Source organism: Leifsonia poae (assembly GCF_020009625.1).
Classification (GTDB): domain Bacteria; phylum Actinomycetota; class Actinomycetes; order Actinomycetales; family Microbacteriaceae; genus Leifsonia; species Leifsonia poae_A.
On sequence record NZ_JAIHLP010000002.1, the window covers coordinates 985089 to 1000333 of the forward strand.

The following is a 15245-nucleotide window of genomic DNA, read 5'->3' on the forward strand; positions in this document are numbered from 1 at the left end:
GCGACCCCTGTCGGTGCGAAGCGGAAGCGACGGCCGATCGCAGCTGTCACCGCGTCACCGCCCGGCGATACGATCGGGTCATGGCTCCCGCAGAACCCTCTGCCGCAGAATCCTCGGCCGCAGAATCCTCGGCCGCAGATTCCCCTGCCGCGGAATCCCAGGCCGCTGTGACCCGCATCGTGGTGCAGGATGCGGTGCTCGCGCATCCGGTGACCGTGGCCCGCATCGAAACCCGCCGCATCACCCTGCAGCCGGGTGCGCCCGCCGGTCTGCACGTGCACAGCGGGCCGGTGGTCGGCAGCATCGAGACCGGATCGGTGACCTACCAGCTGGAGGGGCAGGAGGAACGGGTGCTGCGCGCGGGGGACGTGTTCTTCGAGCCCGAAGGCGAGCGTGTCGCCCGCTTCGATGCGGGTGCGGACGGCGTCACCTTTCTCGGAGTGTTCCCGCTTGCGGCCGGGCAGGATGCCGCCATCGAATTCCCGGACAGGTGAAGACGGTCATGTTCGTCGTCAAACGCGTCTACGACCCGGCTTCGGCCGGCGACGGCTACCGTGTGCTCGTCGACCGGCTCTGGCCGCGCGGGGTCAGCAAGGAACGCGCCGGGCTGGACGAGTGGCTGAAGGAGGTCGCGCCGTCGCCCGGGCTGCGGCGCTGGTTCGGGCACGAGGCCGCGAACTTCGCGGAGTTCACCGCTCGCTACGATTTCGAGCTCGCCGAGAATCCCGCGGTCGACCGGCTGCGAGCGCTCGGACGGGAGCATCCGACGGTCACGCTGCTGATCGGCGCGCGCGACCCGGTGATCAATCACGGCGTCGTGCTCGCCGCATTCCTCGCCCGCTAAGGCAGGTCTCCGAGCAACGGCTGCGCTCCGGGCGCCGCGAAGCCGGCCTCGCCCGGAAAACGGCCGGACCCATCCGACCACACCAGCTGCACGGCCTCGGCCTCGCCGTAGAGCTCGCGCACCGCAGTCAATCCGTCGACCGAGACCGCATCGATGACGACGACGGTCACGGGAAGGAGGTCGGCGACGCGCATGCCGGGGAGGAAGTCGGCACCATCGCGCACCCGCTGCCCGACCGCGTTCAGCACAGCCACTGCCGACAGCGCCGGCAGCCCGGTGACGACCACCTCGGGATGCCCGAGCGCGGTCAGCCCGACGGTGTAGCCGAGCCCTGCCCTTCCGCTGGCGGCATCGGGTTCCGCCGTTCGGACCGCCCAGCCCGAACGCTCGATCGTGGCGTGCAGCTCCGCAAGGAGCTGCACGCGCCGGTCACGACTCTCGTGGGACATGATTGCCCAGAGTAGTCGCGACCGGCGCTGTTCAGCTGTTACGTTCAGCCGGCGAGTGCCAGGGCGGGCTCGGGCACGGCCAGGTAGCGGGCGTAGGCGCCGATGGTGAGGAAGGTGGGAAATTCCTCGCCGAGGGAGACCTCGCGCAGCACCTCGGCCGCGTCGTCGAACCGGTCCTCGGGGGCCTCCCGAAGCCGGGCGACCTCGGTATCGATCAGCTGCGACACCAGCGCCACGTCGACCAGGGTGCCCTCTTCGGTGACGATCCGGTTCTCGATCCACTGTCGAAGCAGTGATCGGGAGATCTCGGCGGTCGCGGCGTCCTCCATCAGATTGTCGATGGCGGCCGCGCCGATCCCGCGCAGCCACGACTCGATGTAACGCAGAGCAACCGAAACGCTCTCTCGCACGCCGCCGATGGTGACGATCCCCCCGGCGGTGGAGATGTCGAGCAGGTCGCCCGCCGTCACGTGAACGTCGTCGCGCAGCCGGTCGACCTGGTTGGGCCTCTCCCCCAGCACCGCATCGAACTCGGCCAGCGCGGTCGGGATCAGATCGGGATGCGCGACCCAGGTTCCGTCGAATCCCTCGCCCGCCTCTCGGCGTTTGTCGTCGGCGACCTTCGCCAGCGCACGCTCGGTGGCCAGCGCATCCCGGCGGTTGGGGATGAACGCGCTCATGCCGCCGATCGCGTGCGCGCCCCGCTTGTGGCAGGTCGCGACGAGGAGTTCGGTGTACGCCCGCATGAACGGGACGGTCATCGTGATGCGGTCCCGGTCGGGGAACGCGAACCGACGGCCCCGGGTCAGGAAGGTCTTGATGATCGAGAAGATGTAGTCCCAGCGGCCGGCGTTCAGGCCGGCGCAGTGGTCGCGCAGCTCATAGAGGATCTCCTCCATCTCGAACGCGGCCTGCACGGTCTCGATCAGCACGGTCGCCCGCACCGTGCCGACGGGCATACCGATGCGCTGCTGCGCGAACACGAAGATGTCGTTCCAGAGACGGGCCTCCTCGTGGCCCTCCAGCTTGGGGAGGTAGAAGTATGGTCCGCGGCCGGCGGCGACCAACGCCTCGGCGTTGTGCCAGAAGTACAGCCCGAAGTCGACAAGGGATGCGCTGGCCGGAGAAGTGCGACCGGCGCGGTCGGTGAAGGTGAGGTTCTTCTCCACGAGGTGCCAGCCGCGCGGCCTCATCACGATCGTCGGGGTCTGCTCGGCCGGTGTCGTGACCCGATACTCCTTGCCCTCCGCGCTCGTGAACGCGCTGCGCCCGCGCACCGCGTCGGCGAGCGAGACCTGGCCGCCGACGATGTTCGGCCAGGTGGGGCTCGTGGCATCTTCGAGGTCGGCCAGCCAGACCTTGGCACCCGAGTTGAGCGCGTTGATGGCCATCTTGGGATCGGTGGGGCCGGTGATCTCGACGCGACGGTCGTGCAGGCCGGGGCCGGCACCGGCGACCCGCCAGCTCGGGTCTTCGCGGATCGCCGCCGTGCTGCTGAGGAACCGAGGGTCGCGGCCGTTGGCCGAGTCGATGCGTTTCCGCCGCCGCTCCAGCAGGATCTCCTGCCGGCGGGAGGCGAAGCATTGGTGCAGGTGGTCGAGGAAGGCGAGCGCTGCGGGGGTGAGGATCTCGTCGAAACGTTCGCCGTCGGATCCGGTGATCTCGATCATGGTCGTGTCTGCTTTCGTGTCGGTGGTGACGGTCAGAACTGGTGTTCTTCGGTGGAGCCGACCAGGGCGAGCGTTGCGCTGTCGGGGTTGAGCGCGGTCGCGATGCGGTCGAAGTAGCCGGTGCCGACCTCCCGCTGGTGGCGGGTGGCGGTGTAGCCGTCTCGCTCGGAGGCGAATTCCGCCTCCTGCAGGTCGACGTATGCGCTCATCTGGCGAGCGGCGTAGTCCTGGGCGAGGGTGAACATGGAGTGGTTCAGGGCGTGGAAACCCGCGAGGGTGATGAACTGGAACGCGTAGCCGTAGCTCGCGAGTTCCCGCTGGAACCGTGCGATCTGGTCGTCGTCGAGGTGCGATTTCCAGTTGAACGACGGCGAGCAGTTGTAGGCGAGCTTCTTGCCGGGGAAGTCGCGGTGGATGCGCTCGGCGAAGACCCGCGCCAGCTCCAGATCCGGCTCCGAGCTCTCCACCCAGAGCAGGTCGGCGTAGGGCGCGTAGGCCAGCCCGCGGGCGAGAACGGGGTCGATGCCGTTGCGAACCTCGTAGAACCCCTCGGCGGTGCGCTCGCCGTTCACGAACTCGCGGTCCCGCTCGTCGTGGTCGCTGGTGAGCAGGGTCGCGGCCAGCGCATCCGTGCGGGCGATCACGATCGTGGGGACTCCGGCCACATCGGCGGCGAGGCGCGCCGCATTGAGCGTGCGGATGTGCTGCCCGGTCGGCACGAGCACCTTGCCGCCCATGTGCCCGCACTTCTTCTCGCTGGCGAGCTGATCCTCCCAGTGCACGCCGGCGGCCCCGGCTTGGATCATCGAGTGCATGAGCTCGTAGGCGTTGAGGGGTCCGCCGAAGCCCGCCTCCGCATCTGCGACGATCGGCGCCATCCAATCGGATACCGCGCCCTCGGTGCCCTCGATCTGGCCGGCGCGCAGCAGGGCGTTGTTGATACGTCGCACGACGGCCGGAACTGAGTTCACGGGGTACAGGCTCTGATCGGGATAGGTCTGCCCGGCGAGGTTGGCGTCGGCCGCGACCTGCCAGCCGGAGAGGTAGATCGCCTCGAGGCCGGCCCTCACCTGCTGCACCGCCTGGTTGCCGGTCAGCGCGCCGAGGGCCGAGACCCAGCGGGCGTCCTGACCTCTCCCGTCTCGCTGGATCAGCTCCCAGAGCTGTTCGGCCCCACGTCGGGCGAGGGTCTGCTCCTCCCGCACCGGCCCCCGCAGGGCGACGACATCAGCGGCGGTGTAGTCGCGGCGGATGCCCGACCAGCGCGGGTCGGCATCCCATTCGAGCTGCAGCCTGGCGGCCGTCTGAACCGTGTCGCCGGGGCGGATCGTGGTGTCGGGGTTCATCGTTTCCTCCGAAGTCGGGAGTGCGGGTCTGTTGCACCGAGCCTGCGCCGTCCGCACATCCCCGACCTCGGATTCGTCCACAGAAGAACTGCGCTTCTTCTGTTTGCCAGAACATCCGGCGAGTGTCAGCATGGCCTGCATGACCGAGACCGTCGAAGACGACGCGAACATCGACGCCCTCACGCTCGGGCGGCGTATCCGCTCGTACCGCATCGCCCGGGGGCTCACCCTGGAGGCGCTGGCCACCGCGATCGATCGCGCACCCTCGCAGGTCTCCACGATCGAGAACGGCAACCGGGAGCCGCGCCTCGCCCTGCTGCGCACGATCGCGGCCGCGCTCGGCGTGACGGTCGACGACCTGCTCGACCCGACGCCGCCGGATGAACGCGCCGCCCTGGAGATCGCCGTCGAACGGGCCCAGCGCGGTCCGGTCTTCGCCGCGCTCGGCATCGAGCCCACCCGAGTGTCGAAAGCCCAGAGCGACGCCAGTCTGCGGGCCATCCTGACCCTTCATCAGGAGGTGGAGCGGCTGCACCGCGAGCGTGCCGCCACCCCGGAGGAGGCACGGCGCGCGAATGCCGAGCTCCGCGCCACCATGCGCGCCCGCGACAACTATTTCGGCGAGCTGGAGGCCATCGCCGGCGAGCTGCTGACCACCGTCGGACATTCCGGAGGTCCCGTCTCCCAGCAGGTGGTCGCCGATATGGCCGACCACCTCGGCTACTCCCTGCATTACGTCGGCGATCTGCCGCACTCCACCCGCTCCGTGACCGACAAACGCAACGGTCGCATCTACCTGCCGACCGAGACGTCGGCCTCCCGCGACTCGCGGTCGCCGATCCTTCAAGCGTTCGCCTCCCACCTGCTCGGGCACGACGAGCCGCGAAATTATGCCGACTTTCTGCGTCAACGGGTCGAGACCAACTATCTGACCGCGGCCATCCTGCTGCCGGAGAGGGCTGCCGTGGCCTTTCTCGCCGAAGCGAAGAATTTCCGCCGCATCTCGATGGAGGACCTCCGGGATGCGTTCGCGGTCTCCTACGAGACGGCCGCCCACCGCTTCACCAACCTGGCGACCGCACGGCTCGGCATCCCCGTGCATTTCATGAAGGTGCACGAATCGGGAACGATCATCAAGGCGTATGAGAACGACTCGGTCGCCTTCCCTTCGGATGCCCTCGGCGCTGTCGAAGGAACCCCCGTCTGCCGGAGCTGGACGGCCCGCACGGTGTTCGATGTGGCCGACCGGTTCAGCCCGTACTACCAATACACCGACACGCCTCGCGGCACCTTCTGGTGCACATCGCGCATCGAGAAGGCCAAGGAGGGCGACTACTCGGTCAGCGTCGGGGTTCCCTTCGCCGATGTCAAATGGTTCCGCGGCCGCGAGACCACCGCCCGCGCCGTCTCGCGCTGCCCGGACGAATCGTGCTGCCGACGCGCCCCCGCCGCCCTGGCCGAACGGTGGGCGGGGCAGTCCTGGCCGAGCGCCCGCACCCCGACCAGCCTTCTCGCCGCCCTCCCGACCGGAACGTTCCCCGGCGTCGATGCGACCGAGGTCTACACCTTCTTGGAGCGCCACCAGCCGTAGGACGGTCGGGGCGCACCGAATTCTCCTGAGACGAGGGGCAGGGTGGCGCTCGGACGAAATGGATGGAATGGTAGGGATTTCGGTACGAATTCCGTCGATTTGTGCGACGACGACTTGCGAGAATGTCACAAACCAGCAGAGAGGCTTTGAGGCTCCGAACGTGGCAACAACTGTTTTCGAGAGGATGCGCCCCGCCGCGTCCGTGGTCGACCATGCCCTCGCCGGAGCCCGCCAGTCGGTGTTCTGGCTGGAGGACGCGCCCGGTGACGACTACCCCGCGCTGCACGGCGAGCTGAGCTGCGACCTCGCGGTCGTCGGCGGCGGGTACTCCGGGCTCTGGACAGCTCTGCTGGCGAAGCAGGAGAATCCGGCCGCGCGGGTCGTGCTGCTCGAAGGCCGGCGCATCGGCTGGGCCGCCTCCGGGCGCAACGGCGGGTTCTGCGAGGCCAGCCTCACCCACGGTGAGGAGAACGGGCGCAGCCGCTTCGCCGGAGAGTTCGACGAGTTGCAGCGCCTCGGCATGGCCAACCTCGACGAGATCGAGCGCACCGTGGCCGAGCTCGGTCTCGACGCCGACTTCGAACGCAACGGCGCGATCGATCTGGCCACCGAACCGCACCAGGTGGAATGGCTGCGGGAGGGGGCGAACGGCGACGACGCTGTCTTCCTCGACACCGACGCGATTCGCGCCGAGGTGAACTCCCCCACCTATCTCGCCGGGCTCCTCCGCTCGGCCGACTCGGCTCTTGTCCACCCGGCGAAACTGGCCCGGGCGCTGGCCCGCGCCTGTGCGGAGGCCGGTGTGGAGATCTTCGAGAACTCCCCTGTGGCCTCGATCGGCGACGGCACCACGCTGCGCACGCCGCACGGCACGGTGAAGGCCGAACGCACTGCGCTCGCCACGAACGTGTTCCCGTCGCTGCTCAAACGCAACCGCCTCTTCACGGTGCCCGTTTACGACTACGTGCTGATGACCGAGCCCCTCACCGATGCGCAGCTCACCTCGATCGGCTGGCAGGGCCGGCAGGGCCTCGGCGACTCCGCCAACCAGTTCCACTACTACCGGCTCTCGGCCGACAACCGCATCCTGTTCGGCGGCTACGACGCGATCTACCACTACGGCGGCCGGGTTCGCGACGAATACGAGAACCGGCCGGAGACGTTCCAGCGGCTGGCGAACCACTTCTTCACGACCTTCCCGCAGCTGGAGGGCCTGCAGTTCACCAACAAGTGGGCCGGCGCCATCGACACCTGCAGCCGGTTCTGCGCGTTCTTCGGCTCCGCCCGCGGCGGACGTGTCGCCTACGCCACCGGATACACCGGCCTGGGCGTCGCCGCGACGCATTTCGGCGCGAAGGTCATGCTCGATCTGCTGGCCGGGCGGACGACCGAGCGCACAGAACTGGCGATGGTGAAGAGCCGGCCGCTGCCCTTCCCGCCCGAGCCCGCTGCCGCCATAGGCATCAACCTCACCCGTCGCGCCCTCGACCAGGCCGACCACAACGACGGACGCCGCAACCTCTTCCTCAAGACGCTCGACGCGGTCGGGCTCGGCTTCGACTCCTGAAAGAGAACCTCCATGACACTGGCTCCCCCCACCCTCGCCCCGGCGACGGCCACCGACGGCTCGGTGACGCTGCGCGAGATCACGAAGCGGTTCGGCGACGCGACCGCCGTCTCGAACGTGAGCATCGACGTGCACTCCGGCGAGTTCCTCTCGCTGCTCGGCCCCTCCGGCTGCGGCAAGACGACACTGCTGCGCATGATCGCGGGCTTCGAGCATCCGGATGAGGGCGACATCGAGGTGGGTGGGGTGAGTGTTCTGAACGTGCCGCCGTACAAGCGCCCGGTCAACACCGTGTTCCAGTCCTACGCACTGTTCCCGCACATGACCGTCGCCGAGAACGTCGCATACGGCCTGCGTCAGAAGCGCGTGCCGCGAACCGAGATCTCCGCCCGGGTGCACGACGCCCTCGGCATGGTGCGCATGGACGGGTTCTCCGACCGCAGCCCGCAGAAACTCTCGGGCGGCCAGCAGCAGCGGGTCGCGCTCGCGCGGGCCCTCGTGAACCGTCCACGGGTCCTGCTGCTCGACGAACCCATGTCGGCCCTCGACCGCAAACTGCGCGAAGAGATGCAGATCGAGTTGAAGCTCCTGCAGCGCCAGCTCGGCATCACCTTCGTCTTCGTCACGCACGACCAGCAGGAGGCGCTGTCGATGAGCGACCGCATCGTCGTCATGCAGGGCGGCAGCATCCAGCAGGTCGGCAGTACCCAGGAGGTCTACGCGGCGCCCGCCAACGCCTTCGTCGCCGGCTTCATCGGCAAACAGAACTTCATCCAGGCGACTCCACAGGCCGACGGCTCCCTCCTTGGCGCCGACGGGCTCATCGGCTCGGCCGGTGCCCACCGGGATGCGCACCCCGGCGCGCCCGTGCGCGTCGCCGTGCGCGCGGAATCCGTCGCCGTGACCACGGAGCGCTCCTCGGCGACGGCCGTGCCCGGAACGCTCGCCGGCATCTCTTTCCTCGGCGACGTCATCCAGTACGTCGTCGTCACGGCGAGCGGACTCGAACTGCTCTCCCGTCGGCCACCGAACCAGGTGGAGCCATTGAGCACCGGCGACGCCGTCTGGTGCAGCTGGACGGATGCCGACCTGCACGTGTTCCCGGCCGAGTCCGTCGAGGCCGCCTGAGATGCGATCGGGAAGGCGCGCGGCCGACGTGGTCGCCCTCATCCCCCAGGCCGGTGCGGCGCGGATCAGCCGCCGGGCTCTGCTCAGCGGCTTCGCCATCGCCGGGGCCGGCCTCGCCCTCACGGCGTGCAGCAGGCAGACCGCATTCGGCGCCTCCGCTCGTCCCGACCGCCACCTGGAGAGTCAGCTCAACGTCTACAGCTGGGGCGACTACGACGACCCGGGCAACCTCAGCGCGTTCCAGAAGAAGACCGGTGTCACCGTTCAGCTCGACAGTTACGGCTCGAACGAGGAGATGATCGCCAAGCTCGGCGCGACACGCGGCACCAGCGGCTACGACGTCGTCGTCCCGACCGGCAACTACGTTCCGATGATGGTGGCGAACGGGCTGCTCCAGCGGCTCGACCACTCACGGCTGCACAACTTCGGCAACCTCGACCCGCTCTACACCGACCAGTCGTGGGATCGCGGCAACACGTACACGGTCTGCAAAGACTGGGGCACCACCGGCTTCGCCTACGACACCGACGCCATCAAGCGTCCGCTGCGCTCCTGGGCCGACTTCCTCGACGCGGCGCAGAACGAGGCCAGCAAGAACACCGCCGTGCTCGAAGACCCGTGGGAGGTCACGAGCATGTACTTCGGCGCGAACGGCATCGACCCGAACACCACGAAGAAGGCCGACCTCGACGCCTGCGAGAACTACCTGGTTCAGAAAATCGCGCCGCACATCAAGGCGTTCAACTCGACCGCCGTCACCAGCGGCATCCCCGAGGGGACCTTCACGCTCATCCAGGCCTTCAACGGCGACGCGCGGCAGGGGATGCTCGCCACTGACAAGATCCCCAAGAACTGGAAGTTCGTCTACCCCACGCCCACCGCCAACCTCTGGATGGACACCTGGGCGATCGCGACCGGGGCGCAGCATCCGGATTCCGCCTACGCCTTCATAGACTCGATGCTCGAACCCGCCGCCTCGTACCGCGAAGTCGATTACATCGGATACTCCACCGGCGTGAAAGGGCTCGAAGAGCGTGCGAAGAGCGAGGGCTTCGAGCTGCCCGAACTGGTCTTCCCGCCGGCGAGCGTGATCGCACGCCTCACGCCGGCCGAGCTCAATGGCGCGGCCGAACGGCTCGTCTCGATCGTCAACCGCATGATGGCGAAAGCAGGTTCGTGATGACCACCACGAAGACCGAATCCCTGCTGGCCTTGCAGGTGGGCACCACCGGACGCACCGGCCGGCCGAAACCGCCCCGGCGACGTGGACGGATCTCGGGGACGACGATCGCCGGCTTCCCGACCTGGGCATTCGTGCTGTTCTTCTTCATCATCCCGCTCTGCCTCGTGCTCTGGTACAGCTTCGGCTACAAGCCCGATCTGTTCTCCGCCCACGCGAACGATCGGCTGTCGTTCGACCGCTACGGTGAGGCCCTGGATGCGACGTTCCTCGGCACCTTCCTCAACACACTGAAGATCGGCCTGCTCGGCACGGCGATCTGCCTCGTGATCGCGGTGCCGTTCGCCTACTGGCTCGCCGTGAAACTCAACCCGAAATACCGGGCCTTGGCGCTCGCGCTCGTCCTCGTGCCGTTCTGGACCAACTTCCTGGTGCGCACGCTCGGCTGGCAGATCGTGCTCTCCCCTCAAGGGTTCCTCTCGGATGCACTGCAGAAGACCGGGCTCCTCCACGGCAATCTCGACGTGCTCTACACCCAGGCGGCCGTTCAGCTCGGGGTCGTCTACAACTACCTGCCCCTGATGATCCTGCCCCTGTACGTGGCGATGGACCGGGCCGGACAACCTCTCCGCGAAGCGAGCGCCGACCTGGGCGCGAACCGGGTGCGCACCTTCGTCCAGGTGACGCTGCCCCTCGCCGCCCCGGGGATAGCATCGGGCTGCCTGCTGGTGTTCATCCCTCTGATGGGCGACTACGTCACCGCCTCGGTGCTCGGCGGCGCCCAAGGCAACATGGTCGGCCAGCTGGTCGCGAGCCAGTTCAACACCGCCCAGAACTGGGCGCTCGGCTCAGCGATGGCGGTGCTCCTGATGCTGTTCATCGCGGCCGCCGTCGTGCTGGTGGGCGGGCTGACCCTGCTGCTGCGTTTCTTCGTGAAACGGTCCCGACGTCTCGCTCCGGCCTCAGGAGGCACCGCATGACCCTCGTCCACCGCCCGCGCCGTGACGGCGTTCGAATCGGCTTGCTCATCTGGGGCATCCTGGTCTTCGTCTTCCTCTTCCTGCCGATCATCGTGATGATCGTCTACTCGTTCAACACCGGACGCCTTCTGGCCACCTGGCAGGGCTTCGGTTTCACCGCCTATTCCAACGCCTGGGCGAACCCTGTCATCCGGGGCTCGGTGGTCACCTCCCTGCAGGCGGCGCTCGGCGCGGCGGTGCTCTCCACCGTGCTCGGCACGCTTGGCGGTCTCGCGCTCGCCCGCTCCAAGGTGAAGGCCAATTGGGTGATCTGGGCGACGCTGCTGCTTTCCATCACGCTGTTCACGCCCGAGATCGTGGACGCCGTCTCGATGCTGCCGTGGTTCGTGAGCCTCGGCACCGACTTCGGCATCGGGATGTTCAGCAATGGCCTCGTACGTCTGGTCGTCGCGCACGCGGTGCTCTCGGTCGCCGTGGTGACCTTCATCGTGCGCGCGAGGATGCAGGGGATGGACGAGGCGCTCGAAGAAGCGGCGGCCGATCTCTACGCCCCGCCGCTGAAACGGTTCTGGCAGATCACGCTGCCCGTGGCGAGCCCGGCGATCTGGGCCGGGGCGCTGATGTCGTTCACGCTCAGTCTCGACAACACGATCGTGTCGAGCTTCGTGCAGGTGCCCGGCTCCACTCCGTGGCCCGTCTACATCTTCAGTTCGCTGCGGGTGGGCCTGCGCCCGGAGATCGCGGCCGTCTCGGCCGTGATGTTCGTGCTGACCCTGGTGGCCCTGGCCGTCGTCGCCCTCGTGCTCCGACGCAGCGGCGCGAATGCCGAAGAGATGGCCAAGACGCTCGCGAGCGCGTAGGAGGAGCACCGATGACCGATCACCCCGCCGTCTTCGACGGCACGGCCCGAGTTGCAGCGAGCACCGTCGAGCTCACCCATGAACCGGTTCCGGAGGAGCAACGCGAGGCAGGGTCCCCGACCACGGGCTTGCTCGAACTCGGCACGTTCGGCGCGCTCGAGGTCGGCGTCTGGGAGATGACTCCGGGAGAGATGACCGATGTCGAGGCCGACGAGATGTTCGTGGTGATCGCCGGCCACGCCACGATCGCTTTCCTCGACACCGGCCTCACCCTTACGGTCGGGCCGGGCGATGTCGTGCGGCTCAGCGCCGGCGACCGCACCCGGTGGACCGTCACCAGCACCCTCCGCAAGATCTACCTCACCGAATAGTCCTGGACATAGCCCTGGCGTCAAGGCCGCTCAGGAGGTGAGGCGGCGGGCGAGGAGGGCAGTGTGAAGCGCGCTCAGGGTTTCGCCGTCGTCCAGGTCGACGCCCAGGAGCTGCTCGATGAGGGCGATCCTCTGGTAGAACACCGACCGGGAGAGATGGCTCGCCGTCGCAGCCCTGGTGCGATTGCCGGGGTGGCTGACATACGCGCGCAGCACATCGAGCAGATCCCCCTCGGAGGCGAGGTCGTACTCGATCAGCGGCCGCAGCATCAATTCGCTGTGCTCCTGCATCCGCGGATCGCTGCCGAGAGCGGTGACGAGGCGCAGCAGCGGACGCCGTTCCACCCGCTGCACGGTCGCACCGCGAGAACGCTGCCCCCCGGCCCGGGCGAGCAGCTCGACCGCCTCATCGATCGACGCCAGCAGGGCCGGGATGCCCGGCGCCTCCGAGCCCACCGCCACCGTTACGGCCCCCTCACCCAGGCGAGCCTCCACTGCCACCGCCCGGGCCACGGACTGCAGGCCGGCGTCGGAGAGGGAACGGCCAGCGCGGGCCGAGACCGCCAGCACCAGCGGATGCTCCGGCCTCGACGGGTGCGGCGCCGCCAACGCATCCACGCCCAGCTCGCGCGTCACGGCGAGCGCCGTCGCAGCCAGCCGACCGACGTCCTGCCGGGAGCTCACCGAGACCGCGACGCCGGTGAGAACGCGATCGGCGACCCCGAACCCCGCCGCCTCGAACCGCGCCACGAGACCGCTCTCACTGGCGAAGCGACGACCGAGCAGGGCACCGAGCAATCGGTCGTGGCTCTGTCTGGTCCATTCGTCCGCATCCCGGTCGGCCAGACGGCTGAGAGCCAGGGCCACGGCCGCCTGTTCGAGCACATTGGAACGACCGGCGGGGTGCGGCTCTCCGGGAAGCGCGATGAGCGAGCCCCAGCGCATCCCCCTCGCTTCGACCGGGCGGATCGACCAGTCGCCATCGTCGTCCCTGTGCCGCCCGCGGTGCGCGTCGCGCGACCGGTGCTCCCAATCGCGCAGTACATCGTCGCCCGCGCCGAGCGTCTCGGCGGCGAGCACCTGATGGGTGAGGTCTTCGAGCACGACCGGACTGCCGAGCACGCGGCCCGCCTGCGAGACGATGAAGTCGGCGGGGCTGCCACGCAGACTGAGCTCGGTGAAGAGCGCGTGGATCTCGTCGCGCGCCCGCAATGCGCCCATCTGGTCGGCGATGATGCGGGAGTGAACGGCTTCGGTGATGGCGATGAACCGCGCCTCGCGGTGCAGCACCACGAACGGCAGCCCTGTGCGCCGGAAAGCCTCGACGAGCGGGGGCGGCGCCTCCGGGGTGCGGGGGCCGAGTTCGAGGATGAGCCCGGCCACGTCGGCGGCGGCGAGCTGCGCGCCCAGCGCACGCAACGCCCCTTCCCCGGTAGGCCACCCGGCCCCGGTCGACAGCAGCAGCTCGCCACCCTGCACCAGGCGGGCGACGTCGGCCGTCTCGGAGACGTGCACCCAGCGCACCGGGCGGTCGAGCGCCTCCTCGCCGGACAGCACCTCAGGCAAGGCACGGGCCACATCGTCGAAGCGCAGGATCTCCCGCACAGTCGGCAGCACGGCCGCCGTCTCCGCAGCCGGACGATCTGTCTTGTCAGCGCTCAAGCCGCGACGATCTGGCATCGACTCCGCCCCTCGCTCTCTGTGATCATTGGGATGCAAGCCTACTGTTCAATCCGGGCACTTTGTCCGCTCAACCGAGGAGGATGCCGCGTGGCCCTCATCCGCCATCTGATCGACGGTCGCCAGACCGGTGAGCCCACCCGCACGGGCGCCGTCTTCAATCCGGCCACCGGCGATCACCAGCACGAGGTCGTGCTCGGCAGCGTCGCCGACGTCGAGCAGGCCATCGCCGCCGCGCGCACCGCCCTCCCGGGTTGGCGCGCCACCAGTCTGACCAAGCGCGCCGATGTGCTGTTCCGGATGCGCCACCTCCTCAAAGAACGCTCCCCCCAGCTGGCCGCAATCGTGACGAGCGAGCACGGCAAAGTCCTCTCCGACGCAGCCGGTGAGATCGGTCGCGGCCTGGAGAACGTGGAGTTCGCCTCCGGCCTCATCAACCAGCTCAAGGGCGAGTACAGCCAGCAGGTGTCGACCGGTGTCGATGTGCACAGCGTCAAACAGCCCGTCGGTGTCGTCGGCTGCATCACCCCGTTCAACTTCCCGGTGATGGTGCCCCTCTGGATGGTGGCCAGCGCTATCGCCTGCGGCAACACCGTGGTACTCAAACCGAGCGAGAAAGACCCGAGCGCCTCAGTGTTCCTCGCCGAGCTTTTCCTGGAGGCGGGCCTGCCGGCCGGCGTGCTGAACGTCGTGCACGGCGACAAGGTCGCCGTCGACACGATCCTCGACAGCCCGGATGTCGACGCCGTCAGCTTCGTCGGCTCCACCCCGATCGCCCGGGCGATCTATCAGCGCGCCAGCGCCAACGGCAAGCGCGTCCAGGCGCTCGGCGGCGCCAAGAACCACATGGTCGTGCTGGAAGACGCCGACATCGAGGCCGCGGCCGATGCCGCCGTCTCTGCCGCCTACGGGTCGGCCGGCGAGCGGTGCATGGCCGTGAGCGTGCTGGTGGCCGTCGGCGAGGTGGGCGACAGACTGGTGCCCGCGATCGAGCGCCGTCTCGACACCCTCATCATCGGTGACGGCACCGACGAGGCCTCCGAGATGGGTCCGCTGATCACCCGTGAGCACCGCGACAAGGTCGCCTCGTACGTCACGGGCGCGGCGGCCGAGGGCGCCACCGTCGTCGTCGACGGCACGCAGAAGACGTTCGACGGCGACGGCTTCTTCATCGGCGTCAGCCTGCTCGACAACGTCGGCACCGACATGCGGGTATACACCGACGAGATCTTCGGCCCGGTGCTCGCTGTCGTGCGCGTCGACACCTTCGAGGAGGCAGTCGCCCTGATCAACGCCAACCCCTACGGAAACGGTGTGGCCCTGTTCACCCGCGACGGGGGCGCCGCCCGCCAATTCGAGTTCGACATCGAGGTCGGCATGGTCGGCATCAATGTGCCGATCCCCGTGCCGATCGGCGCCTTCTCGTTCGGCGGGTGGAAGAACTCCCTGTTCGGCGATTCGCACATCTACGGCCCCGAGTCGTTCCACTTCTACACGCGCAGCAAGGTCGTGACCTCCCGCTGGCCAGATCCGGTGCACTCGAAGATCGAGCTCGCGTTCCCGGGCAACTCCTGAGCTC

General features: G+C 68.5%; 14 protein-coding genes. 10 read left to right on the top strand and 4 right to left on the bottom strand.

The window, feature by feature from the left end:
- The first annotated feature begins 80 nt into the window (after nucleotides 1–80).
- Together K5L49_RS05320 and K5L49_RS05325 are read left to right on the top strand one after the other, a co-directional pair.
- Entirely contained in the window at nucleotides 81–494 is a 414-nt protein-coding gene (locus K5L49_RS05320) for a cupin domain-containing protein (protein WP_223690956.1), read from the top strand.
- An 8-nt stretch (nucleotides 495–502) separates the two neighbouring features.
- Entirely contained in the window at nucleotides 503–844 is a 342-nt protein-coding gene (locus K5L49_RS05325; RefSeq protein ID WP_223695247.1) for a DUF488 domain-containing protein, read from the top strand.
- Here K5L49_RS05325 and K5L49_RS05330 read toward each other — a convergent pair.
- From K5L49_RS05330 to aceA, 3 genes are read right to left on the bottom strand one after another with little or no spacing between them, the layout of a single operon-like run.
- On the bottom strand, nucleotides 841–1293 hold the full coding sequence (locus K5L49_RS05330) for a DUF4262 domain-containing protein (protein WP_223690957.1): 453 nt from the start codon (nucleotides 1291–1293) through the stop codon (nucleotides 841–843). The two genes, K5L49_RS05325 and K5L49_RS05330, sit on opposite strands and share 4 nt — an antisense overlap.
- Before the next feature lie 44 nt (nucleotides 1294–1337).
- Nucleotides 1338–2963 (bottom strand): malate synthase A, encoded by a 1626-nt coding sequence (gene aceB, locus K5L49_RS05335; RefSeq protein ID WP_223690958.1) that lies wholly within the window; start codon nucleotides 2961–2963, stop codon nucleotides 1338–1340.
- 32 nt (nucleotides 2964–2995) lie between these two features.
- Entirely contained in the window at nucleotides 2996–4309 is a 1314-nt protein-coding gene (gene aceA, locus K5L49_RS05340) for an isocitrate lyase (protein ID WP_223690959.1), read from the bottom strand.
- Between the two features lie 139 nt (nucleotides 4310–4448).
- On the opposite strand from aceA, the gene K5L49_RS05345 reads away from it, so the two are divergent.
- From K5L49_RS05345 to K5L49_RS05375, 7 genes are all read left to right on the top strand, one after another.
- Entirely contained in the window at nucleotides 4449–5900 is a 1452-nt protein-coding gene (locus tag K5L49_RS05345; protein WP_374107675.1) for a helix-turn-helix domain-containing protein, read from the top strand.
- Between the two features lie 160 nt (nucleotides 5901–6060).
- Nucleotides 6061–7467 carry an NAD(P)/FAD-dependent oxidoreductase gene (locus K5L49_RS05350; protein WP_223690961.1) on the top strand — a complete coding sequence of 469 codons (1407 nt, stop codon included), beginning with the start codon at nucleotides 6061–6063 and terminating at the stop codon, nucleotides 7465–7467.
- A 12-nt stretch (nucleotides 7468–7479) separates the two neighbouring features.
- Nucleotides 7480–8595: an ABC transporter ATP-binding protein gene (locus tag K5L49_RS05355; RefSeq protein ID WP_223690962.1), complete on the top strand. Its 1116-nt coding sequence runs from the start codon at nucleotides 7480–7482 to the stop codon at nucleotides 8593–8595.
- A gap of 1 nt (nucleotide 8596) precedes the next feature.
- Nucleotides 8597–9775, top strand: coding sequence for a polyamine ABC transporter substrate-binding protein (locus K5L49_RS05360; RefSeq protein WP_223690963.1), 1179 nt, complete (start codon nucleotides 8597–8599; stop codon nucleotides 9773–9775).
- On the top strand, nucleotides 9775–10755 hold the full coding sequence (locus K5L49_RS05365; RefSeq protein WP_223690964.1) for an ABC transporter permease: 981 nt from the start codon (nucleotides 9775–9777) through the stop codon (nucleotides 10753–10755). Before K5L49_RS05360 ends, K5L49_RS05365 begins: the two co-directional genes overlap by 1 nt.
- Nucleotides 10752–11615 carry an ABC transporter permease gene (locus K5L49_RS05370; RefSeq protein WP_223690965.1) on the top strand — a complete coding sequence of 288 codons (864 nt, stop codon included), beginning with the start codon at nucleotides 10752–10754 and terminating at the stop codon, nucleotides 11613–11615. The genes K5L49_RS05365 and K5L49_RS05370 overlap by 4 nt, the downstream gene beginning before the upstream one ends.
- A gap of 11 nt (nucleotides 11616–11626) precedes the next feature.
- Nucleotides 11627–11986, top strand: a complete 360-nt coding sequence (locus K5L49_RS05375) for a cupin domain-containing protein (protein ID WP_223690966.1) — start codon at nucleotides 11627–11629, stop codon at nucleotides 11984–11986.
- A 30-nt stretch (nucleotides 11987–12016) separates the two neighbouring features.
- On the opposite strand, the gene K5L49_RS05380 is transcribed toward K5L49_RS05375, so the two are convergent.
- Complete coding sequence (locus tag K5L49_RS05380; RefSeq protein ID WP_223690967.1) at nucleotides 12017–13648, bottom strand: PucR family transcriptional regulator; 1632 nt, start codon at nucleotides 13646–13648, stop codon at nucleotides 12017–12019.
- Between the two features lie 108 nt (nucleotides 13649–13756).
- On the opposite strand from K5L49_RS05380, the gene K5L49_RS05385 reads away from it, so the two are divergent.
- Entirely contained in the window at nucleotides 13757–15241 is a 1485-nt protein-coding gene (locus K5L49_RS05385; RefSeq protein ID WP_223690968.1) for a CoA-acylating methylmalonate-semialdehyde dehydrogenase, read from the top strand.
- The last annotated feature ends 4 nt before the right edge of the window (nucleotides 15242–15245 follow it).